Origin of the sequence: Paenibacillus alginolyticus DSM 5050 = NBRC 15375 (assembly GCF_000422905.1) — a bacterium.
Lineage (GTDB): Bacteria > Bacillota > Bacilli > Paenibacillales > NBRC-103111 > Paenibacillus_E > Paenibacillus_E alginolyticus.
This window is the reverse complement of the sequence record NZ_AUGY01000009.1, coordinates 56586-77574: the sequence shown is the minus strand read 5'-3', so window position 1 is coordinate 77574 and position 20989 is coordinate 56586. Positions and strand designations below refer to the sequence as shown.

The 20989-nt window shown below is 45.2% G+C and carries 20 protein-coding genes and 1 pseudogene; 14 read left to right on the top strand and 7 right to left on the bottom strand.

Going from position 1 to position 20989, the window contains the following annotated elements:
* Positions 1–48 precede the first annotated feature (48 nt).
* Genes G519_RS0104095 through G519_RS0104085 form a run of 3 tightly spaced genes read right to left on the bottom strand, consistent with a single transcriptional unit; the run spans position 49 to position 2952 of the window.
* Positions 49–1113: a TRAP transporter substrate-binding protein gene (locus G519_RS0104095; protein ID WP_036632010.1), complete on the bottom strand. Its 1065-nt coding sequence runs from the start codon at positions 1111–1113 to the stop codon at positions 49–51.
* A 43-nt stretch (positions 1114–1156) separates the two neighbouring features.
* Positions 1157–2449 carry a TRAP transporter large permease gene (locus tag G519_RS0104090; RefSeq protein ID WP_029193602.1) on the bottom strand — a complete coding sequence of 431 codons (1293 nt, stop codon included), beginning with the start codon at positions 2447–2449 and terminating at the stop codon, positions 1157–1159.
* Positions 2449–2952, bottom strand: coding sequence for a TRAP transporter small permease (locus tag G519_RS0104085; RefSeq protein ID WP_029193601.1), 504 nt, complete (start codon positions 2950–2952; stop codon positions 2449–2451). Before G519_RS0104085 ends, G519_RS0104090 begins: the two co-directional genes overlap by 1 nt.
* 331 nt (positions 2953–3283) lie before the next feature.
* On the opposite strand from G519_RS0104085, the gene G519_RS0104080 reads away from it, so the two are divergent.
* A complete protein-coding gene (locus tag G519_RS0104080) occupies positions 3284–3601 on the top strand; it encodes a hypothetical protein (protein ID WP_029193600.1) in 318 nt (105 codons plus the stop codon).
* Positions 3602–3649: 48 nt separating this feature from the next.
* Here the strand turns inward: G519_RS0104080 and G519_RS0104075 are convergent, their stop codons facing one another.
* Entirely contained in the window at positions 3650–4255 is a 606-nt protein-coding gene (locus tag G519_RS0104075) for a LysE/ArgO family amino acid transporter (protein ID WP_029193599.1), read from the bottom strand.
* A 129-nt stretch (positions 4256–4384) separates the two neighbouring features.
* Here G519_RS0104075 and G519_RS0104070 point away from each other — a divergent pair, with 129 nt between their 5' ends.
* Positions 4385–5842: an aminotransferase-like domain-containing protein gene (locus G519_RS0104070; protein ID WP_036632008.1), complete on the top strand. Its 1458-nt coding sequence runs from the start codon at positions 4385–4387 to the stop codon at positions 5840–5842.
* Positions 5843–5858: 16 nt separating this feature from the next.
* Entirely contained in the window at positions 5859–6284 is a 426-nt protein-coding gene (gene fosM, locus G519_RS0104065) for a FosM family fosfomycin resistance protein (RefSeq protein ID WP_029193597.1), read from the top strand.
* 108 nt (positions 6285–6392) lie between these two features.
* Here fosM and G519_RS0104060 read toward each other — a convergent pair whose 3' ends face one another.
* Positions 6393–6737 (bottom strand): DUF1904 family protein, encoded by a 345-nt coding sequence (locus G519_RS0104060; RefSeq protein WP_029193596.1) that lies wholly within the window; start codon positions 6735–6737, stop codon positions 6393–6395.
* A gap of 124 nt (positions 6738–6861) precedes the next feature.
* Between G519_RS0104060 and G519_RS0104055 the strand changes: the two genes are divergently transcribed.
* Positions 6862–7770, top strand: coding sequence for an aminoglycoside phosphotransferase family protein (locus tag G519_RS0104055; RefSeq protein ID WP_084160008.1), 909 nt, complete (start codon positions 6862–6864; stop codon positions 7768–7770).
* 81 nt (positions 7771–7851) lie between these two features.
* Here the strand turns inward: G519_RS0104055 and uraA are convergent, their stop codons facing one another.
* Positions 7852–9120, bottom strand: a complete 1269-nt coding sequence (gene uraA, locus G519_RS0104050; protein ID WP_029193594.1) for a uracil permease — start codon at positions 9118–9120, stop codon at positions 7852–7854.
* 140 nt (positions 9121–9260) lie between these two features.
* On the opposite strand from uraA, the pseudogene G519_RS41635 reads away from it, so the two are divergent.
* From G519_RS41635 to G519_RS0104035, 4 genes and pseudogenes are all read left to right on the top strand, one after another.
* A pseudogene (locus tag G519_RS41635) lies at positions 9261–10462 on the top strand (TrkH family potassium uptake protein); the annotation flags it as partial.
* 34 nt (positions 10463–10496) lie between these two features.
* Positions 10497–10853, top strand: a complete 357-nt coding sequence (locus G519_RS48710) for an exonuclease/endonuclease/phosphatase family protein (protein ID WP_127527949.1) — start codon at positions 10497–10499, stop codon at positions 10851–10853.
* Positions 10850–11296 carry an endonuclease/exonuclease/phosphatase family protein gene (locus G519_RS48705; RefSeq protein ID WP_127527947.1) on the top strand — a complete coding sequence of 149 codons (447 nt, stop codon included), beginning with the start codon at positions 10850–10852 and terminating at the stop codon, positions 11294–11296. Before G519_RS48710 ends, G519_RS48705 begins: the two co-directional genes overlap by 4 nt.
* Before the next feature lie 224 nt (positions 11297–11520).
* Complete coding sequence (locus tag G519_RS0104035; RefSeq protein WP_029193593.1) at positions 11521–12264, top strand: SDR family oxidoreductase; 744 nt, start codon at positions 11521–11523, stop codon at positions 12262–12264.
* A gap of 86 nt (positions 12265–12350) precedes the next feature.
* Here the strand turns inward: G519_RS0104035 and G519_RS0104030 are convergent, their stop codons facing one another.
* Positions 12351–13355, bottom strand: coding sequence for a LacI family DNA-binding transcriptional regulator (locus tag G519_RS0104030; protein ID WP_029193592.1), 1005 nt, complete (start codon positions 13353–13355; stop codon positions 12351–12353).
* Positions 13356–13771: 416 nt separating this feature from the next.
* On the opposite strand from G519_RS0104030, the gene G519_RS0104025 reads away from it, so the two are divergent.
* From G519_RS0104025 to G519_RS51230, 6 genes are all read left to right on the top strand, one after another.
* Positions 13772–15040, top strand: a complete 1269-nt coding sequence (locus tag G519_RS0104025; RefSeq protein ID WP_029193591.1) for an ABC transporter substrate-binding protein — start codon at positions 13772–13774, stop codon at positions 15038–15040.
* A gap of 72 nt (positions 15041–15112) precedes the next feature.
* A complete protein-coding gene (locus tag G519_RS0104020) occupies positions 15113–16006 on the top strand; it encodes a carbohydrate ABC transporter permease (RefSeq protein ID WP_029193590.1) in 894 nt (297 codons plus the stop codon).
* Between the two features lie 18 nt (positions 16007–16024).
* A complete protein-coding gene (locus G519_RS0104015; protein ID WP_051253046.1) occupies positions 16025–16897 on the top strand; it encodes a carbohydrate ABC transporter permease in 873 nt (290 codons plus the stop codon).
* 50 nt (positions 16898–16947) lie between these two features.
* On the top strand, positions 16948–19575 hold the full coding sequence (locus G519_RS0104010) for a GH116 family glycosyl-hydrolase (protein WP_127527945.1): 2628 nt from the start codon (positions 16948–16950) through the stop codon (positions 19573–19575).
* A 69-nt stretch (positions 19576–19644) separates the two neighbouring features.
* Positions 19645–20478: a nucleotidyltransferase domain-containing protein gene (locus G519_RS0104005; protein ID WP_029193587.1), complete on the top strand. Its 834-nt coding sequence runs from the start codon at positions 19645–19647 to the stop codon at positions 20476–20478.
* Positions 20479–20828: 350 nt separating this feature from the next.
* Positions 20829–20987, top strand: coding sequence for a hypothetical protein (locus tag G519_RS51230; protein ID WP_164826757.1), 159 nt, complete (start codon positions 20829–20831; stop codon positions 20985–20987).
* Positions 20988–20989 lie beyond the last annotated feature (2 nt).

The window sequence follows — 20989 nt, the reverse complement described above, 5'->3', positions numbered from 1 at the left end:
GAGGGGGTGCACCCCTTAGAATGTCCTTTTTTAGTTTGTTTTGAATGGCTATTTTCTAGCTTTCTCGATAGCTTCTAACGTTTCTTTGTAGTCGTTGCGATACTTTTCGATAACAGGCTTTACAGCATCCTGCCATGGCTTAAGGTCGGATACGTCCGTAATCGTAACTCCCGCCGCTTTCACTTTGGCTTCGGAATCCTTCTCGAATTTATCCCATTCTGCTTTTTGTGTTTTGACGGATTCTAAGGCAGCCTTTTTAATAAGCGCTTTATCATCAGCAGACAGCTTATCCCATGCTACTTTAGAAATCAAAAGAACTTCAGGCACCCGTTGGTGCTGGTCAAGAATGAGATTTTTGGCTTGTTGAAAATGGTTGGAAGAGAAGTAGCTCGGATAGTTATTCTCAGCGGCATCGATGACACCTGTTTGCAAAGCATTGAAGACATCTCCATAAGGCATTGGGGTTGCATTCGCGCCAAGTGCGTTCATGAGATCAATGTTGACCTTGTTTTGAATGACGCGTATTTTGAGTCCTTTCAGATCGGCGATGCTTTTAATCGGTTTCTTGGAATAGAAATGACGAGCTCCTGAGCTGTAATACGCCAGTCCTTTCATACGAGAAGACTCTAAGCTATCCAGCAGTTTCGTTCCTTGCTCGCTTTCTAGAAATTTCCATTGGTGATTATCGTTATCGAAAATGTAGGGCAAGCTGAAGACCTCATACTGCTTGTTGAATCCGCCAAGTGCTCCTGTACTAACTCGTGTGAATTCAATAGCGCCGAGCTGCACTTGCTCGATGACGGCCTTCTCCTCACCGAGCTGGGAGGCAGGGAACACATCGATTTTGATGCGCCCATCCGATGCTTGATTGACGAGTTCGGCGAATTTCTTATCGCCTAGTGTGGTTGGGTAGTCCGCTGGGTGTGTTTCAGCCAGACGGAAATTTAATTTAGGACCATCGGCTTTCTTCGCTGCTGCTGCAGGGCTCGCGGCTCCAGGAGTCGTTGTTGAACCGCTATTCGTCGGTGTACTGCCGCCACCGCAAGCTGCAAGCAAGAGACTAGTACCAATCACTGTACTTAGAGCTATGATGTATTTTCTTTTTATTTTCATCTCGAATATTCACCCTTTTTATCGTAGTAGTTGAGTTATTTCCTTATTTCATTAAGTTTGGAAGCCACATGACGAGACCAGGTATATAGGTAAGTATCATGAGCACAACGCACATGACATAAAAGAACGGCATCATGGCTTTGGTGCCTTCAGAAATCGAAATATTTCCAATCGCAGAGCCTACGAAGAGGACGGTTCCGACGGGCGGTGTAAGCAATCCAATACCTAAGTTTAACATCATAATAATGCCGAAGTGAACAGGATCCATGCCAAGCGCTGTCACAACTGGGAGTAAAATAGGCGTCATGATTAAGATGAGTGGAGCCATATCCATCGGTGCGCCAAGTAAGAGCAGCAAGACGTTGATGATCAGCAAAATGACAATGGGGCTGTCTGTGATGCCCAGCATCCAATCCGTTAACATGCCGGGAACTTTGAGAAAGGCTAATACCCAACTGAAGGTAGCGGAGGCAGCAATCAGGAAGAGCACCATGGCTACGGTTCGAAATGTACGTTGGAGAATAATCCACATCCGACTTACGGGAATATCTCGGTACACGAGAAAGGTGAGAATAAAGGCGTATAGACAAGCTAACGCGCCGCTTTCTGTAGCCGTAAACCATCCCGTGAATATACCGCCTAGAATGATGACGGCTGTCAGAAGGGAAAGCAGGCCATCGCGTACAATCTTTGGAATTTCTCGCACGGGAACAGCTTCGCTCTTCGTATAACCGCGCTTGATGGCGATGATATAACTCGTGATCATCAGCGATACACATAGAATCAAGCCCGGGACTATGCCCGCTAGAAAAAGCGATGCGATAGAGATTCCACCGCCTGCCGCTAGGGAATAAAGCACGAGGTTGTGGCTTGGCGGCACCACAACGCCTTGAATGGCGGCAGAGACTGTAACACCAACGGCGTAATCGGTGTCATAACCCTTTTTCTTCATCATCGGGATCATGACCGAGCCGATGGAGGAGACGTCGGCAATGGCTGACCCGGAGATGTTCCCGAAGAACATACAAGCGACGCAGTTGACCATGGCTAAACCTCCGCGGATGCCACCAACAAGAACTTGCGCGAGATTGATAAGCCGCAATGCCATCTGGCCTTCACTCATAATTTGCCCGGCCAGGATAAAGAAAGGGATGGTCAGGAGGGAGTAAGAGTTCATCCCTTGAATCATCGTTTGGCCCACAGTGGCCAGAGGGACTTTCAAGTAAAGTAAGGTGAGCAGGGAAGAACCTGCCAAAGCGAGCGAGATCGGAAAGCGGAGAACGATCAGACCAACGAAGGTGATAGTTAGGATAATAATAGCGATGGTCGGATCCATTATTCGGGACCTCCTTCTTTGATATGTTGATGCCGCTTCGTCTCGATACCAAACAACTGGAGGAGGGCATAGGCACAGGTCATGACGCCGGTTATCGGCATGATGACATACAGTGTGCTGTTAGGCAGACCCGTCGCCGGTAACTCTGATTCATTCATCATGACGGTGAAGTCCCAACCAAAATATACGAGATAGCAACCGAAAGCGAGAATGACAAGCTCGATGACTTTATCAAGCGCTTTATTGATGGAAGCTGGAAGCTTGTGGGTGAAGGAATCGATGCCCAAATGCAGCTTCTCACGAAAGCCAATCGCAATTCCCATGAAGGAAAACCAGATAAGAAGCAGCATGGTCACTTCCTCCGACCAGAAGAATACGAAGTTAAACAGCTTGCGGGTCATGACCTGTACGGTGACGATGATGATCATACTAAGCAAACCGATGAGGGCAGCAGACTCGATACATGAATCGATACCGAGAGCAATTTTTCGAAGTATTCTCATCGTAAAGCGGACCTCCTCTCGCTACCTTTGTAAGTGCTTTCATTTGATGTGACTTAAGTATAGCGCTCCTATCTACCCACAGGTATGCCAGTGTTTTTAGTTTTTTTTGTAGTTTTTTTAGATTTTTGGGTGGAATGAAACAAATAATGAGCAGGTGTCGGAGGACAACCTGCTCATTTAAGACGAGCTTTTGCATTAAGCACGGTTCCCGCGCTTTCACAGGGCGGACACGCGGGTCAGGCTGCTGAGAAGTCGATTTTCGACTTCTCAGACGCTGCCGACGAGCTTCGGCTCGCGGAGCTCTTGCTGAAAGCGCGTTTTTCGCGCTTATTTGTTCGAGCGCTCCACATTAAGCGCGGTTTACGCGCTTTCGCAGGACGGACGCGCGGGTCAGGCTGCTGAGAAGTCGATTTTCGACTTCTCAGACGCTGTCGACGAGCTTCTGCTCGCGGAGCTCTCGCTGAAAGCGCGTTTTTCGCGCTTATTTGTTCGAGCGCTCCACATTAAGCGCGGTTTCCGCGCTTTCGCAGGACGGACGCGCGGATCAGACGCTACCGACGTAGCGATTGTTGTAGTAATTGTAATTTTCTACAAATTTTCTACAACATCACTCGGCCGAGGATTAAGATCCATTCATCCGAGAACCTAAAGTGAGCATAGAGTGATGCTCAAAGTATTCAACAAATCCTCCGTTCCTCTATAAGAATTGCATGCCCATATAGACCGCTACAGCCCATATCAAACAAGCAGAAACCTTGTTTAATTTGGCAATGAATTTACCGCTAGGATCACGCTTGCCAACAAGGCGTCCTGCGAACGCTAAACCGAAGAACCAGAGCCAGGAAACTAGCATAACGGTGACGGTGAACACCCATTTTTCTCCGCCAACATAGTGTAAGGAATTTGTGCCTATAACTCCAATCGTATCGAGTATAGCGTGGGGATTCATTAACGAGACAGATGCTGCAAACAGGATTTGTTTTTTGGGTTCATTTTCCCGGTGTGATGTTACTGAGCCAGGTTTACTTTTCCAAAGTACCCATCCCATATACAACAGGAAAAAGAATCCAAGTCCATAGAGCGCTGCTTGAAGCCAGGCGAAGGTGAGTACGACGAACGAAACACCTAAGACGGCTAATAAAATTAGGATCGTGTCACAAACCGACGCCGTAAGGATGACAGGCAGTGCTTTAAGATAAGATGACCCACGGGCTCCTTGGTTGAAAACGAAAACATTTTGTACCCCTATGGGCAGAATGAGCCCAAAACCCAAAATAAGCCCATGTAAAACAATTTCCAACAAAACGATCTCTCCCATCAATTAGACTATTCTTCACAAGTATAGAGAAAATCTAGCGGATGTCTCCCTCCAAATGGATGGCGATTCACCCAACCAAATGTTATATTTGAATGGTTAGGAGAGGATCATAGCATGGACTGGAAGCCGGACTTATCGTCGGAAACCCCTTTATATAGTCAGATTAAAGATTTTATAAAAAATAAAATATCGCTAGGCGAATGGGCGATTGGGACCAAAATTCCCTCACAGCGCGCGCTGGCTGAACGCTTTGATGTCAATCGTAGTACGGTTGTGACCGCACTGAGCGATTTGATTGCCGAGGGGTTACTGGAGGGGAACACCAAAGGAGGGACTAGAGTCATCAATAACTCTTGGAACCTTTTAGCTGCTTCGCCTCCTCCAGACTGGAGCTCTTATGTGCAAGCCGGCACTTATTATCCAAACCAGCCTGCCATACAGCACATTAACCGTGCGGAATTTCAAGATGGCATTATCCGCTTGGGTACTGGAGAGCTTTCACCAGATTTGCTTCCTTCTGTCCAAATGAAACAGATTTTTGAAGAGTCTTCAGTGAATCCTTTCACTATCGGCTATGAAGAACCTAAAGGAAATCCGTATTTGCGGGAACAGATAGCTGCTTACTTGCATGGCATTGGCGTTCAAACTTCGCCCTCCAACATTCTAATCGTATCTGGCTCACTCCAAGCGTTACAACTCATATCCATCGGGTTGCTGCAGCGAGGTTCTTCCATCCTTCTGGAAAAGCCATCCTATTTGTATTCTATCCATGTGTTTCAATCTAGTGCAATTAAGCTGGTTGGTCTACCCATGGATGAAGAAGGCATTCAAACGAATCAGATTAGCCGTTATAAAGAAGGCTACAACGCCTCGCTGCTCTATACGATACCTACTTTTCATAATCCTACTGGCACGCTGATGTCAGAGCCAAGACGTCAAGAGCTGATGAGAATCTGTGCGGATGAGGGACTTCCCATCATTGAGGACGATGCCTATAGGGAGCTTTGGTTTGAAATTCCGCCTCCACTTCCATTAAAGGCAAGGGATCCTAATGCATTGGTCCTCTATTTGGGGAGTTTGTCGAAGACTTTAAGTCCGGGACTTCGAATTGGTTGGGTGGTCGCCCCAGAACCGGTTATTGAACGTTTGGCTGATATCAAAATGCAGAACGATTACGGCTCGAGCTCGATATCCCAGTGGGCAGCAGCCGAATGGCTGGGTAGAGGCTTATATCAAGAGCATCTTGTCTATGTTAGGGAACAACTAAAGAGAAGAAGGGATTTCACTGTTCAGTTGTTGAAGACCAATTTTATGGAGATTGCTACATGGGCAGTGCCAGCAGGCGGTTTCTACATTTGGGTTCGCCTCACTGTGGATGTATCCATGCAAATGCTTTTTGAGCGTGCTTTGAAAGCAGGAATTTTGCTGAACCCGGGTTCAATTTATGATAGAAATGCGGGAAATTATCTGCGGATTTCCTATGCCTACGCCAAGCTTCATGAGCTTGAATGGGGTATTGTGCATTTAGCTGAAATGATTAAGGAGCTAGCTATGGTTAGTAAAAATAAATAAATTCCGGGGTGGTTACGTGTCTATAAAGGGTTTGAATCATTTATTATTTTCGGTCTCAAATTTAGAGAATTCGATTTCATTTTATCAACAGGTTTTTGATGCAAAGTTGTTGGTCAAAGGAAGAAGTACGGCCTATTTTGACCTGAATGGCATGTGGATTGCCTTGAATGTCGAAAAGCATATTCCTCGAAATGAAATAAACCTTTCCTACACTCACATTGCATTTTCAATTGAAGAAGCTGAATTTGATGATCTGTATGAGAAACTAAAGAAATTGCAGGTTAACATCCTGCCAGGCCGTCCAAGAGATGAGAAAGATAAGAAGTCTATTTACTTCACAGACCCAGATGGTCATAAATTCGAATTTCATACAGGTACTTTAGAGGATAGATTAGATTATTACAAACAGGAGAAAAAGCATATGGAGTTTAACGTTGAATAAGTGGGAAGAGACGTACAAATATTTCGGCTTTATTCGATTTGGTATTAATAGAGAAAAGGCACGCAAAATGCATGACTTTTCTTGTTCTTGTAACACCGTATACGTACTTCATGTTATTAAGAAAGGTTCTGAATGATTGGATACTAAGGGTTGTCCTTCTTTATAGTACAATTGAGGAGATAGCAGGATAAAAAAGATATGAACATCGCGAAAGCCATGCTCACATAGAATCGAATAGAGTTCTTTAACAATGCTATCATGCAATTCCTGATCTCTCGGGAACATATATATTTCTAATGAGAGGGGAGAATTATTTAATTGTTCCACAAGAAGAAGTTCGATTTTTATTTTTTCTTGGACGACGCCCGTTAATTTCGAAAATTGTTGGATGACCGTACTTGAAATCGAAGAAATGAATTCCTTCTGAAAACCTTTAAATCTGAGAAAAGGCATATGTTGTTCCTTCTTTGCAAAATGGTTAGCGAATTTATATATTTTAATAAAAAATTCAGGTAAAAACAAATCCTATATTAGATGAAACCATTCTCATTTATAGATAAGTGCCGTAGGGGGAAAAATGATGAGCAGCTTACCAAAACAATTCGTTCAAACCTTAAGAGACGTCCATAAGGATAAAGCTGATGAATGGTTGAGAGATTTTGACAAGCTTATTAATGATTGCGAAAAGCGTTGGCAAATCAAAATCATGACCCCGTTTGATTTATCTTTTAATTTTGTGGCTCCTGCCATACGGAAAGACGGAACTGAAGTTGTGATAAAGCTCGTCATTCCAGGTGATGAATTCGAATCTGAAGTCGATGCCCTTACACTTTTTAATGGGAATGGCATTGTCAAAATCATTGATGTTGATATCGCAAGAGGAATTCTTATTCTTGAACGATTAATTCCTGGGAAAACGCTAGCCTCCTTAGAAAATGAGGAGGAAGCTGCTCAGACAGCCTCACAAGTGATGAAGAAATTATGGATTCATGCACCTACCCATTCAACTAACATTCCAACAACTAAACATATGGAAAAGAAATTATTAAATATTAGCAAGAGAAATACAGAAGGTCTCGGTCCTATAACAAAGGAAATACTTCAAGAAGCAGTGAACACATATATTACAATGAATGCTATGCCGGATAAACCATATTTACTTCATGGCGATTTACATCATTACAATATTTTAATGGCTGCTAGGGAACCTTGGTTGGCGATTGACCCTAAAGGGTTGATTGGCGACAGAGAATACGATGTTATTCAATATTTATTAAATAAATTGCCTAATGGAGATTCAACACATGTTATTGAGAAGCGTATTGATATATTTGTAAAAGAGTTGAACTTAGACAAGAAAAGAATGTTATCGTGGGGGTTTGCACATTCTGTTTTAGCAACCTGTTGGACAGTTCAGGAGGATGGCAGCTATAGCGAGCCTTTTTTTGATGCTATCCATGTTTTTAGGAGTTTGAAGCAGAGATAGCGGTTACTAATATTTAAAAAATGGCTATCCCACAGGTCTGTTAAGACATTAGGGGTAGCCATTCTTTATACCATTTGAAAATTAGTCGTTAGAAAGCTTGAGAACCTCCAGCAGTTTGAAGAACAAACTGAGCAGTATGGCAACGATGGTGGCCAGGGCCATGCCTTTCAGTTCAAAATGGCTTAATTTCAGCGTTGCTCCGCTAAGCCCAATGACAAGAACAACGGTTGTTAGAACCAGATTGACCGGTTTGGAATAATCAACTTTCGTTTCTACCAGCATGCGGATCCCCGAAGCGGCGATGATACCAAACAGCAGCAAGGAAACGCCGCCCATGACAGGAGTTGGAATGGTTTGAATCAAGGCTGATATTTTCCCGACAAAGGAGAGCACAATCGCCAGGATCGCTGCTCCTCCGATAACCCAAACCGAATATACGCGGCTAATCGCCATGACACCGATGTTTTCACCGTAAGTTGTATTTGGCGTAGAACCTACTAAGGATGACAGCATGGTAGAGATGCCGTTTCCGAGTAAGGATCTGCTTAATCCAGGGTCTTTGGATAAATCTTTTCCAACCATATTCCCCGTTACAATCAAGTGGCCAATATGCTCCGCTATGACAACTAAAGCAGCTGGAGCGATGATTAAAATACTCGCGAGGTCGAATGTTGGGCTGTAGAATGTAGGAAGTCTGATCCACTGAGCAGCTCCAACTATTTCTCCAATATGTACCAAACCTAGTAATGCTGCGAGCAGATAACCGGCAACAATGGCTACCAAAATCGGAATGACCTTCAAAAGTCCGCGAAAGACAATGGAACCTACGACTCCTACCAAAAAAGTAAAAATAGAAACCGATATAACGATAGGATCGGGAACCCAGGCTTCTTTTAAATTAGCCGGCTGAATAATGCCTGCCATAGCGGCGGCTGTAGGCACCAATTCTAAACCGATAACAGCAACGATCGCTCCCATCGCAGCAGGTGGAAATACAACGTCAATCCAGCGTGTCCCCACGACACGAATCAACAAGGCTATGAAGGTGAAAATCAATCCGACCACCAGAAATCCACCTAACGCCGAACTATATCCTTTGGAATCGAGAACGAAGAAAACGGGGGAGAGGAAGGCGAAGCTGGACCCCAAGAAAGCGGGGATCTTTCCTTTTGTAATGAAAATATAAAGCAAAGTGCCTATCCCGTTCATCAACAGAATAGTGGCTGGATCGACATGAAACAAAATAGGGACCAGCACGGTGGAGCCAAACATAGCAAATAAATGCTGTAAACTAAGGGGAATACTTTCGCCTATGGAGGGGCGTTCATCAACTTGAATAATACGAGACACGGTAGGACTCCCTTCTTAAAGTTATCGTACGATATCTTACCATAATTTGAATGGGAAAAAGAAATAATTATCAAAAATTCTATAAGTCAATTTAAAGGCGTGCCAATTGGTCATGCTGTCTTTACATTGTTATTGGCAGATTAGCATTTATTGACGCCTTATTTATGGCGACTTCCGCTACTTGTGTTACCGGGTTGACCGTGATTAATACAGGAGCGCATCTATCGGCTTTTGGGGAGATTGTTCTTATTTTGCTAGTCCAAATTGGCGGTCTCGGCTTCATGACGATGTCCACACTCATTGCACTCGTGCTCCGCCGACGTATTTCTTTTCAGAACGTCTCATCTTACAGGAAGCGATGAACCATGATTCGACGGAAGGGATAGTCCGTCTTATACGCAAGGTATTAATCTATGCGCTGTATATTGAATTCGCAGGCGCGTTGTTATTCGCACTTCGCTGGTCATTTGAAATGCCCGTAGGCCAAGCGCTGTATTTTGGCATTTTTCATAGTATCTCAATATTCAACAGCGCGGGATTCGATCTGTTTGGCAGTTTGCCTAATAGAATGGGAAGCCTGATGCATTATGTAGAGGACCCGTACATTAACATCGTCTCCATGCTGCTTATTATTTTAGGCGGAATTGGATTTATCGTTATTTCTGACTTGCTTACATACCCTAAGAATAAAAAATTAACGCTGCATAGCAAGGTTGTCCTAACCGCGTCCGCCGCTCTTATATGGATACGTACACTTGTCATCTTTGTGTTTGAGTTCACCAATTCCCTCACACTGCAGCCGTTGTCCACCATAGGCAAAACACTCAGTGCAATGCTGCAATCCGTGTCATCACGTTCAGCAGGTGTAAATACAGTCGATATTGCTTCGATGAGGCAGGCTACGCAGTTTTTTATCATTCTCAGGATGTTTATCGGTGCCGCGCCCGGTTCCTCCGGTGGAGGAATTAAGGTGACTACCTTCGTGATCCTTATTGGCGCGGTTTATGCCATGGTTCGAGGCAGGGACGAAATTGTACTTTTCCACCGCAGAATATCAAAGGATCGGATTTATAAATCTATTACATTAGCTCTTTCGACAATGATCCTATCGATCACAGAGAACTTCCATTTCTTAGGCATATTGTTCGAGGTTACTTCGGCGTATGCTACGGCTGGAATGTCGGTGGGATTATCGTCACAGCTCACGGGATTCGGTAAGGTGTTTATCATCATTTTAATGTTTGTCGGACGACTGGGTCCTGTCACATTGGCCTATACCTTGTCGCCGTTGCCGAAAAAAGAGCCTTATCGTTACCCGGAGGGGAAGATCACGATTGGCTGATTGGGGTTGGCAGGGGATTCAGAATAGTTAACGAATGGTGTATAGGGAAGGATTCTGTAGTTGGAGGGTAACCATGGATATTACCGTGATGACGTTTAACTTGCGGGTAAATGTCAGGCAGGATAGCGACAATGCGTGGCCGAACCGTATCACTGAAGTGACCGAGGCCATAAAAAAAGCGGGGGCAGCGATTGTTTGCACGCAGGAGGGAACGCACGCTATGCTGCAGGATCTACAGCCGCTGCTGCCGGATTACGCCTGGCTCGGTGATGGCCGGCAGGGTGGGAATGAAGACGAGCATTGCGCTGTCTTCTATCATCGCGGTCTGCTGAAACCAGTCGAGAGCGGGATTTCGGTCTATCCGAATTTCCTGAACAGCTCGGTTATTTGAGCTGGAACACAGGCTGCCCGCGAATATGCACCTGGGTAAGGCTGAGGCAGCAAGATGGACAGGATTATTATGTGTACAATACTCACTTGGATCATATGAGTGAGGTAGCTAGAACGAATGGCATCCAGCTTATTCTAGATCGAATCCGCACCATGAACAGCCGAGACGGGATTCCGGCAATTTTGACGGGTGATTTTAACTGTGGCCCAAGCAGCGATGTGATCGAAATTCTGACACAGGCGGGGCTTTGTGACACTTATGGCGAGGACAAGGATGTAGGCTGCACTTGGCATGACTTTAAAGGCGGCGATATGGGAGAGCCGATAGATTACATTTTCGTGACGCCCGACATTCAAGTTAATTCAATTAACATCGATCGAAGCATGTACAATGGTCGCTATCCGTCAGACCATTATCCTGTCGTGGCGAGTGTTCGATTGTAGCTTAGAAAAGCTTGCACTGCCTATTACAGGGAATCGGCAATAAACAAAGGGAAAGAACTCTGATGTTTATCCATCAGGAGGGCTTTCCCTTTGTTCTATTCAGAACTTATCAAATCAAGTGACAAAAATATAAAAATGTAACTTGATTTTTGTTTTGTGTTACAATATAATCATATCAACAAGCAGGAATCAACCGAATACGAATTGATCGGAGGAGTATCATAATGGGAAATAAACTAACTGGAAAAGTAGCTTTAGTAACCGGAGCATCAAGGGGAATAGGACGCGAAATTGCTGAGGAGTTTGCTCGGAACGGAGCAAAGGTTATAGTTAATTACGCAAGCAGCCCGGCTAAAGCAGAAGAGGTCGTAAGTGGGATAAAGAACAATGGTGGAGATGCCATAGCAATCCTAGCTGATATTAGCAGCGTGGCAGAAGTAGAGAAACTATTTCAGGAGACTTTAAAGGCGTTTGGACGAATTGATATTCTAGTTAATAATGCAGGTATTATGATCACCAAACCGATTGCTAGCATTACTGAAGAGGATTTTGACAAGCAATTTGCAATAAATGTGAAGGGAACTTTCTTTGCTTGCCAGCAAGCTGCAAAATATATGGAACAGAACGGTCGTATCATTAACTTCTCTACTTCAGTTGTCGGTCAAATGTTCCCAACTTACAGTGTGTACGCAGGAACAAAGGGAGCAGTGGAGCAGTTTACGCGCCAATTGGCCAAAGAGTTTGGTCCGAAGGGGATCACCATCAATGCAATTGCACCTGGTCCGGTTAACACGGAGCTATTCACAGTTGGAAAAACAGAGGAGCAAATTGAAGGTCTTCGTAAAATGAATGCGTTCGGACGTCTAGGAGAACCTAACGATATTGCCAGTGTTGCGCTATTTTTGGCCAGCGAGGAATCTCAGTGGATTACGGGTCAAACCATTCGTAGTAATGGAGGATTTGTGTAGAAATATATATCAAAGAAGAGCTGCCGCGGCGGCTCTTTTTTGATTATTGCGTTGCATCAACCTTAATAATCACTCTCACAGAGACCCTATAAATCTCTGTCTAGCGTGACGGATTCACCTTGGAGGACATGATGAGCGATAAGTGTCTCGGCAGGAACTTCATCATTGTTAATTTGACTAATTAGTACGTCAGCCAGTTTAGTGCCGATTTCATTCACATTGTAATCTACTGTTGTTAGTGAGGGATTAATGTATTTCAATACTTGAATGTTATCGAAACCCATGAGGCCAATTTGTTCAGGTACTCGGATTTTGCGGGATTTCAACCACTTCAGAACCTCAAGGGCATACACGTCACTAGAGCATAAGATCGCGCTTTTGCCGTCCGTTTTCTCTATCAATTGCTCCAATTCGGCCAAATAATTTTTCTGTGCGATGACGCTATGCCGCATATCTGAGATCTCTTCACATGCCTCGATAAAACCAAGATATCGTTGTTCGGGCACATATATATTTTCTTTTCCCTTTCGCATCAGAGGCGGACTTAAATAGATCAAATGCCGATAGCCTTGGCTGGAAAGAAAGGCGACTGAGTCTCGGATCGCTTGCTTGTCGTCAATCCAAACATAAGGAAACGGGCCAGAAAGGCGATTGCCGAAGGTCACGATAGGTGTCCGCGAGCGAGTCAAAAGTGATTCGAATTTTTTGTTGAAATTAGCTGGCAGCAAGGCAATTCCATCGACTCTACGATCTAACAAGTTGTTGATATACTCTAGTTCTAGGTCCTTGTCGCGATTAGAAAGGACAAGATAAACGATATAGCCCCGTTTCCTTGCTTCGGCTTCGAACGCGTGGAATAACTGGGAGAAAATTTGATTATGAATGTCAAACAGCACGATACCTAACGTTTTGGTATGTCCTTTGACAAGGCTTTGAGCTAAAAAATGGGGGCGGTAGCCGAGCTCCTCTGCGACCCGCAGTATTTTCACACGAGTTTCCGGATTAATACCGGGACGGTTGTTTAGCGCCCGATCCACCGTTCCCCGTGTAACTCCGCACAGCTCGGCGATTTGTTTACTGGTAATGTTCATGCGGCCTCCGTGAGAATGGAATCTAGTGGTCTAATCGTAGCCTAACTGAGCGGGCTGGTCAATACCTCGTGCTCGTGAACGATAAAGGGGAGTTAGGCATAGGAAAGATGAACTAATTTGCAATAAAAGCGTTTACAAAATTGAGGGCATTTGTTAAGATGAAATCGTTCACGTGCACGAAATTAGATATTGGAGCTCACATTGTTTATTTGCCAATCAGAAGTAGGAACGGTGGCAAGGGGGGACGCCCCTATCGGTAATATGATCTTTGCTTCAAATTTTTTTTAGCCACTTCCGTGCACGTGCACGGAAGTGAATTTCGACCATGATTCAACAGCATAGACAGACATCTGGATGCACCGGGTTCGCTGTTCCGGCAGTGCGTCCCACAATCTGTTAAGGATGGTGTCTCGCATATGAAAAAGGCTTGGGTCCTATTATTGATTCTTTCTCTTGGGTGGTCGCTAGTCGCATGCAGCTCAGAAAGCAAACCTACTGCATCCAAATCAGGTAAAGCCGAACTTACGTTAGTTTGGAGCAAAAATGAAGCATCCGATGAACAGCTTACGAATATTTTGGCCGAGTTCAATAAGCTTAACCCCGATATCACTGTGAAAAGGGTCGAAGTGGTCAGCAACGGTTGGGCAGATTATTTTAATAAAATTCAGACAATGATTGCTGGCGGCAAATCACCTGACGTTATTCGCGTAGCGATCGAAGGCATCCAGATGTTTGCCAAACAGAACCTGCTTCTCCCGCTGGATCCCTATATGAAAACAGATCCCGGTGCTTTGGATAACTATAGTGATCTGCATCCAAAGCTTCAATCGCCTTTCGTTATTGACAATAAAACGTACGGCTTTGTTTGGGACTGGAATAACGTCGTTATGCACTTCAATACCGATCTCCTCAAGAAAGCCGGGCTATCTGTTCCAAATAAAGGCTGGACGAAGGATGACTTTCTTCAGTACGCTCAAAAGTTGACCTCAGAGAAGGATGGGAAGAAAACTTTCGGCTTTGCAATTCCCAATTATTATTTTGGAGCGTCGGCATGGTTGTTTAACAACAATGCGAGTGTACTGAATGACGATATGACCACTAGTAAATTAGATGATCCTAATGCCATCGAGATGATGCAATTTTTTCAGGATCTCATCTATAAATACAAAGTTGCGCCGGTTCCTGACCCTAAGGATAACCAAATCCAGATGTTGATCAATGGTCAAATTGCTATGATATCAGCTGGTAAATGGCCATTTGGTACCTATGACAAAAATAAATTCACGAACATTGACGTACAGTATTTGCCAACGTTCAAGACGAACAAAGTTATTTTCGGGTCAGGGGCGTTCCCTGTGCTCAAATCAACGAAATACCCGGAAGCGGCATATAAACTTACTGCTTTCCTAAGCGGCGCCTATTCGCAGAAAACGACGCTTTCCAACACGTCAATTCCAACCCGCATCTCTGTTATGAATGAAGTCTTGCCGAAGACACCAGCTCAGAATTGGAAGGTATACGCAGAAAGCGCCGATATTGCCAAAGCGGTAGAAGCTCCGATGCAATATGGTGAAATCCAAGGAGTATTCGATCGGCATGTATCGGAGATCCTGTCTAACCAGTCCGATGCAGCGACAGCCATGAAGAAAGCCAAACAAGAAATTGATGCCATCCTGAAAAAATGATGTTGACTCGCGGTATGCCGTCGGCGATCCAATCGGATCGCCCGGCGCCCCGGTTCATGGGAGGGATCTAGCGTGGCAGTTAATCGTAAAATGTCCAACATCCTCGTCGGGTTCTTATTTCTGTCACCGGCTTTGCTATTTTTCATTATATTTATCGGCGAACCGGTTGTGGCAACCATTTATCTCAGTTTCACGAAGTACAACATAATCACACCAGTCAAATGGATCGGTTTTGACAACATTACACATTTATTTGTTGATGATCGGTTATGGCTTACTTACGGCAATACCATCAAATTTATTGCAATATTAACGCCGATGCACGTTATTCTCGGGCTGTTCATTGCGTTAGCGGTTAACCGGAATATAGGAAAATGTTGGAAATATCTGTACCGTACGATTTTCTATTTCCCGGTATTAGCGACTTCTGCTGCGGTCGCCGTCGCATGGCAATTCATTTTCAGCAAGGATTTCGGCATTTTGAATTACTTTCTTAGCAAGTTTGGAGTCGATCCGATTCCTTGGATGCAGTCGCCGCAGTGGGTATATCTGGCCGTTGCGATTTACAGTTTTTGGAAATTTATAGGTAATGCATTTCTTTATTATTTGATCGGCCTCCAAAGCATTCCAGAGCCTCTCTATGAAGCAGCTGAAATTGATGGTGCAAGCAAAATGCAGCGATTCTTCTTCATCACACTGCCGATGCTTTCCCCTACCATATTCTTCGTTTTGGTGACTACGCTGATTGGTGCGACGCAAATATTCGATGAACCGTACCTTATCACTGGGGGAGGTCCTGGCGATGCTTCGCGTTCAGTGAACATGTATATCTATGAGGTCGCCTTCCAGCATCATGAGATGGGGTATGCATCTACGCTCTCACTCAGTCTGTTCTTGATTATTTTGTGCGTGACGATTTTGCAATTTTCCGTTAGCCATAAGTGGGTAAATTACGATCGGGACTAAAAGAGGAGTTGATTACTTGTGGAGGTTACCAAGTTGCGGATTGCAGGTACGGCTGCAAGAACCGTGAGGCGGATCAAACTAGAACGCATCTTATTGGATGGCGCTTTGCTTGTGTTCTCTTTTCTGATGCTCACCCCTTTCCTATGGATTTTCTCCACCTCGCTGCGTCTGCCAAAAGATTCGTTCTCACTGCCGCCGGCCATTTTCCCGACAGCGTGGCACATCAGCAACTATGCAGAGGTGTTTGCAAAAGTACCGTTTTCCGACTTTATCTCCAATAGCCTGAAAATTTGCTTGATCATCGTGATTGGGCATATATTCATCTCAAGCATGGCCGCTTTTGCCTTCTCTCGTATTGCTTTTCCAGGACGCAACGTCCTCTTTCTCATCTTTCTTTCAGGACTTATGATTCCAGGGCAGGTAACCATCATTCCTCAGTTCATTTTGATGTCGAAATTAGGCTTGGTCGATACACACTTAGCGCTCATTTTGCCGGGCCTAATCAACCCATTCGGAATATTCATGATTCGGCAAACGATGATGTCCATATCTTATACCTATGACGAAGCCGCTTATATGGACGGTGCTAGCCGATTATGGGTTTTCCTTAAAGTCATCCTTCCCATGTCGTTTCCGGCGGTTGCCGTAACTTCGGTCATAAGTTTCATTGCGCATTGGAACGACTTTTTCCGCCCTTTAATTTTTCTGAATTCCTTCGAAAAAATGACGCTGCCGATCGGAATGACGGCATTAACCGGAGCGTTCGGAACAGGGAACTTGTCTGCTATCCTGGCAGGGGTGACATTGTCGCTTATCGTTCCGCTGCTCTTTTACATTTTCGGACAAAAGTACTTGCTGGATGGCATTACGGCGGGTGGACTTAAACTGTGAGTGCCTGTCAGGATTCATGAAATCAGTTAGGAACTTAAGGAGGCCAAGATATGAGCAACAATATAGTAAACAAACAGTTTCGTATGGACAAAGACTTTATGTATACAGGAGCCAAGACGAGCCAAATCTCTTTTCCGCTTGGCGGGATTGGAACGGGAAGTATCGGTCTCGCTGGCAACGGACGGCTGATTGATTGGGAAATTTTCAACCGGCCCAACAAGTTGAGCTTTAACGGGTTCTCATTCTTTGCCGTTAAGGCAGAGTGCAAGGGTGAGGTCAGGCTGACCAAAGTACTCAATGGCGATATGCAAGCCCCGTATACTGGAGAAGGGAAAGGCAAATTCGAAGGTTATGGGTACGGACCCAGACGGGAAAACATGGCTGGATTTCCGCACTTTACAAATACATCGTTCCGTGGACAATTCCCTTTCGCAGAAATGACGTTCGACGATGTCGATGACCCAATCACGGTCAAACTGACAGCCTTCAATCCATTCATTCCTCTGAATGATCGGGATTCATCTATACCCTGTGCCATTTTCGAATATGAGGTGACTAATCGGTCTTCGGATGAGTTGGACATCAGTGTGGTTGGCAATGTGTCGAATCCGTTTCGTCAGGGTGCTGTCAATGAAGCAGTTGAATTCGACGGGCGACGAGCCATCCGTATGTCATCCACACAGTATGAAATGGACGAAGCGGAATTCGGCGATATGACGTTGATGACTGACAATGATGACGTCAGCTATCAATCGTATTGGTATCGTGGTGGATGGTTCGATAACCTTACCGTGTTCTGGAAGGATTTTCGTCGACCCGGCCGCTTTCAGGAGCGAAGATATGAAGGACCGCGTGAGCTGGATGCGAAAAGGCTGCATGAAAAGCATCAGGATGTTGGTCTGCTGAGCGGGCATCGTACGGTAGCGGCTGGTGGGAAGGCTAGATTCCGGTTTGTGCTTGCCTGGAATTTTCCGAATTGCGTTAACTTCTGGAATCCAGGCAGTGGTGATGAAAGCGGGCGTCAACCTTCATGGAAAAACTACTACTCAACTTTGTTTCGTGATTCCACTGATACGGCAAATTACATCATGAAACATTATGATCGATTGAATAAGGAAACGCGGTTATTCCAAGAGACGCTGTTCCGGTCTACACTACCCGACATTGTGATTGATGCTATTAGCGGCAACATTTCGATCCTGAAATCTCCTACAGTGCTGCGTTTGACCGACGGGACACTTTACGGCTTCGAGGGTGTTCATACGAACGAAGGCTCGTGTGAAGGTTCCTGCACCCATGTGTGGAATTACGAGCAGGCGACAGCTTTCTTGTTCCCGGCACTTGCTCGTTCGATGCGAAACATCGAGTACAAACACGCCCAATTCGAGAATGGAAAAATGGCGTTCCGCCTCATGCTGCCGGCTGAGCGAACGACTCGTGATAACACGTTCAGGGCGGCTGCCGACGGTCAGATGGGAGGCGTGATTAAGTCCTATCGGGAATGGAAAATTTCAGGCGATACCGAGTGGCTGCGCTCGATTTGGCCAAATGTTCGCAAAGCTCTCGAATATGCCTGGGATCCTACCAACGAAGACCAATGGGATGCCGACAAGGACGGTGTCATGGAAGGGCGCCAGCATCATACGCTGGACATGGAATTGTTCGGCCCCAATTCTTGGCTGACGAGCATGTACTTGACTGCGTTGAAGGCGGCAGCAGAGATGGCGGAGGCTCTCGGGGAACAGGAGATTGCGGTAGAGTACGACTCCATTTACACCAAAGGATCCGCATGGACGAACGAGCATATGTTCAATGGCCGGTACTTCCATCAGTTGGTCGATCTCAAAGACCGATCAATCCTAGAGAAATATGGAGCGGAAGAAGTATACTGGAATGACGAGGCAGGTGAGCACAAGTATCAGATAGGTGAAGGCTGCGGTATTGATCAAGTACTCGGTCAATGGTTTGCTCATCTGGTTGGTCTCGGTTATGTCCTTGATCCTGTGAAAGTGAAACGAGCGGTTCAATCGATTTATGATCATAATTATATCGAGAATTTGCGTGATTTTCCAAATGCCTGCCGTATCTATGGATTGAATGACGAGTCTGGCCTGATGATCTGTACTTGGCCTGATGAGAACAGTCCGATCGTGCCGGTTCCTTATGCAGACGAATGCATGAATGGGTTCGAATATCAATCTGCTTGCCATATGATTTATGAAGGACTCGTGATGGAAGGGCTGAGTGCCGTTAAGTCCATCCGGGACCGATATGATGGAGAGCGCCGCAACCCATGGAACGAGTTCGAGTGCGGAAGCAATTATGCCCGTTCCATGGCGTCCTATGGCCTGCTTCTTGCTTTAAGCGGATTCGAATATGATATGGTAGCAGGACATGTTGGCTTTAGCCCGAGATGGCAAGCTGATGATTTTCGTTGTTTCTGGAGCTTGAACGAAGGTTGGGGCGAGTTCCGCAGCAGCGATGGACAGCTCGAGTTAGAGGTAATGATGGGGGAATTAAGGTTATCCAGCTTTGGAAGCAGACTCTTGGTTGGGCGAGCTGTGAAGAGCGTAATGATTGGCGGCAAAAGCGTCTCCTTTGAACAGGCAGAGGGAAATTTAATATGGAAAGAAAAAATAGTTCTTGAACCGCAAACCAAACTTGTCCTACAGTTTTAAATCATAGGTGATAGAGCTCGCCCTTCATCTTGTTGGGCTGGCTTTCATCTGGAATGGAGGCTATGGAACATGGATGCAAACGTTGTAATGGAATCAGCTGTTCGGCAATTACGTCATATCCCGGGAATCAAAGCGGTCGTGTTAGGCGGATCTCGGGCCTGTGGTACTGAAACATCGGAATCCGACATTGACATTGGACTCTACTATCAATCTGGATACCCGATCGACACGGAGGCTCTCGAAAGTTTAGCATCGGCACTAGACGACGAACATCGTAATGGACTAATTACGCCGATAGGCGGCTGGTGGCCATGGATTAACGGTGGAGGCTGGTTAAAGATGGGAGGATATTCAATGGACCTCCTCTACCGTGATGCTGAGATTGTAACTGGAGTGATCACCGATTGTCGTAAAGGGCGGATTGACATCCATTATCAGCCTGGGCATCCTCATGGATTCTGCACATCTATTTACATGGGAGAAGCAGCGTATTGCCGACCTCTCTGGGATCCGGATGGCCTAGTGGCTGAGATGAAGACGTTGACAGATCCGTATCCGGATCCCCTTCGGCAAGCGACAATCGCGAAGTTTATGTGGGAAGCGGATTTTTCCGTATCGAATGCCAAAAAAGCATGGAGTCGCAAGGATGTATCTTATGCGGCTGGTCATCTCTTTCGGACGGTAAGTTGTTTAACGCAAGTATTGTTTGCTTGCAATGGGGTTTATCTTTTGAACGAAAAAGGGGCGGTGGCACAGTGTAGTCGTTTTCAGTTGGCTCCAAGTGATTTCGAGTCACGCGTTCGGGAGGGCTTCGCCTGCTTGACAGCTGAACGTTCTGATTTGTATAAGGCAATCGGCATATTTGAAGCGCTTGTCCGTGAAACGGCAGAGATTGCTTTATAAACGAATTTTCATGCAAAAAGTGCAGTTAATTTCTGTTAAAACTACCTTTCGATAGGCAGAAGCTGCAAAAATTACATCAAAATTAACCGATTCTGGCTCAAGGCCAGAGTTTGGCCTGAATTTGATGTACAAAATGCATGATTACTCGCCAGATGAGTCACTTTTAACAAATTTTGATGTACTTTTTACATTAATGACTGTCTAGAGCCACCCCAAACTCCAACATCCTGCTGGGGATGCCAAAAAACCAATTTGGATATTTGATTCTCTGCCCTTATTGCACAGAATTTGACCGTCCAAGTATAGGATCGGCAAATTTATCCAAACTATGGTTGATGGAGGTGATCAATTTGAAAGAGAAGTCCCAATCCAACCATAACGAGCCGACAATTGCACCGGGTATGAACACGCATGATCCTCTTGAAAAAAAAGCAACGGAAGAAGATATTGAAAATGGCGATGCTACTTCCGTGACCCGTTTATACTTGGATCGTACACCAGAAGACTAAAG

Coding starts and splice junctions, on each gene's coding strand:
- G519_RS0104095 (WP_036632010.1), bottom strand. CDS start 1,113: ATGAAAATAAAAAGAAAATACATCATAGCTCTAAGTACAGTGATTGGT.
- G519_RS0104090 (WP_029193602.1), bottom strand. CDS start 2,449: ATGGATCCGACCATCGCTATTATTATCCTAACTATCACCTTCGTTGGT.
- G519_RS0104085 (WP_029193601.1), bottom strand. CDS start 2,952: ATGAGAATACTTCGAAAAATTGCTCTCGGTATCGATTCATGTATCGAG.
- G519_RS0104070 (WP_036632008.1), top strand. CDS start 4,385: ATGGACTGGAAGCCGGACTTATCGTCGGAAACCCCTTTATATAGTCAG.
- G519_RS0104060 (WP_029193596.1), bottom strand. CDS start 6,737: ATGCCTTTTCTCAGATTTAAAGGTTTTCAGAAGGAATTCATTTCTTCG.
- G519_RS0104055 (WP_084160008.1), top strand. CDS start 6,862: ATGATGAGCAGCTTACCAAAACAATTCGTTCAAACCTTAAGAGACGTC.
- G519_RS48710 (WP_127527949.1), top strand. CDS start 10,497: ATGGTGTATAGGGAAGGATTCTGTAGTTGGAGGGTAACCATGGATATT.
- G519_RS0104035 (WP_029193593.1), top strand. CDS start 11,521: ATGGGAAATAAACTAACTGGAAAAGTAGCTTTAGTAACCGGAGCATCA.
- G519_RS0104030 (WP_029193592.1), bottom strand. CDS start 13,355: ATGAACATTACCAGTAAACAAATCGCCGAGCTGTGCGGAGTTACACGG.
- G519_RS0104025 (WP_029193591.1), top strand. CDS start 13,772: ATGAAAAAGGCTTGGGTCCTATTATTGATTCTTTCTCTTGGGTGGTCG.
- G519_RS0104010 (WP_127527945.1), top strand. CDS start 16,948: ATGAGCAACAATATAGTAAACAAACAGTTTCGTATGGACAAAGACTTT.
- G519_RS0104005 (WP_029193587.1), top strand. CDS start 19,645: ATGGATGCAAACGTTGTAATGGAATCAGCTGTTCGGCAATTACGTCAT.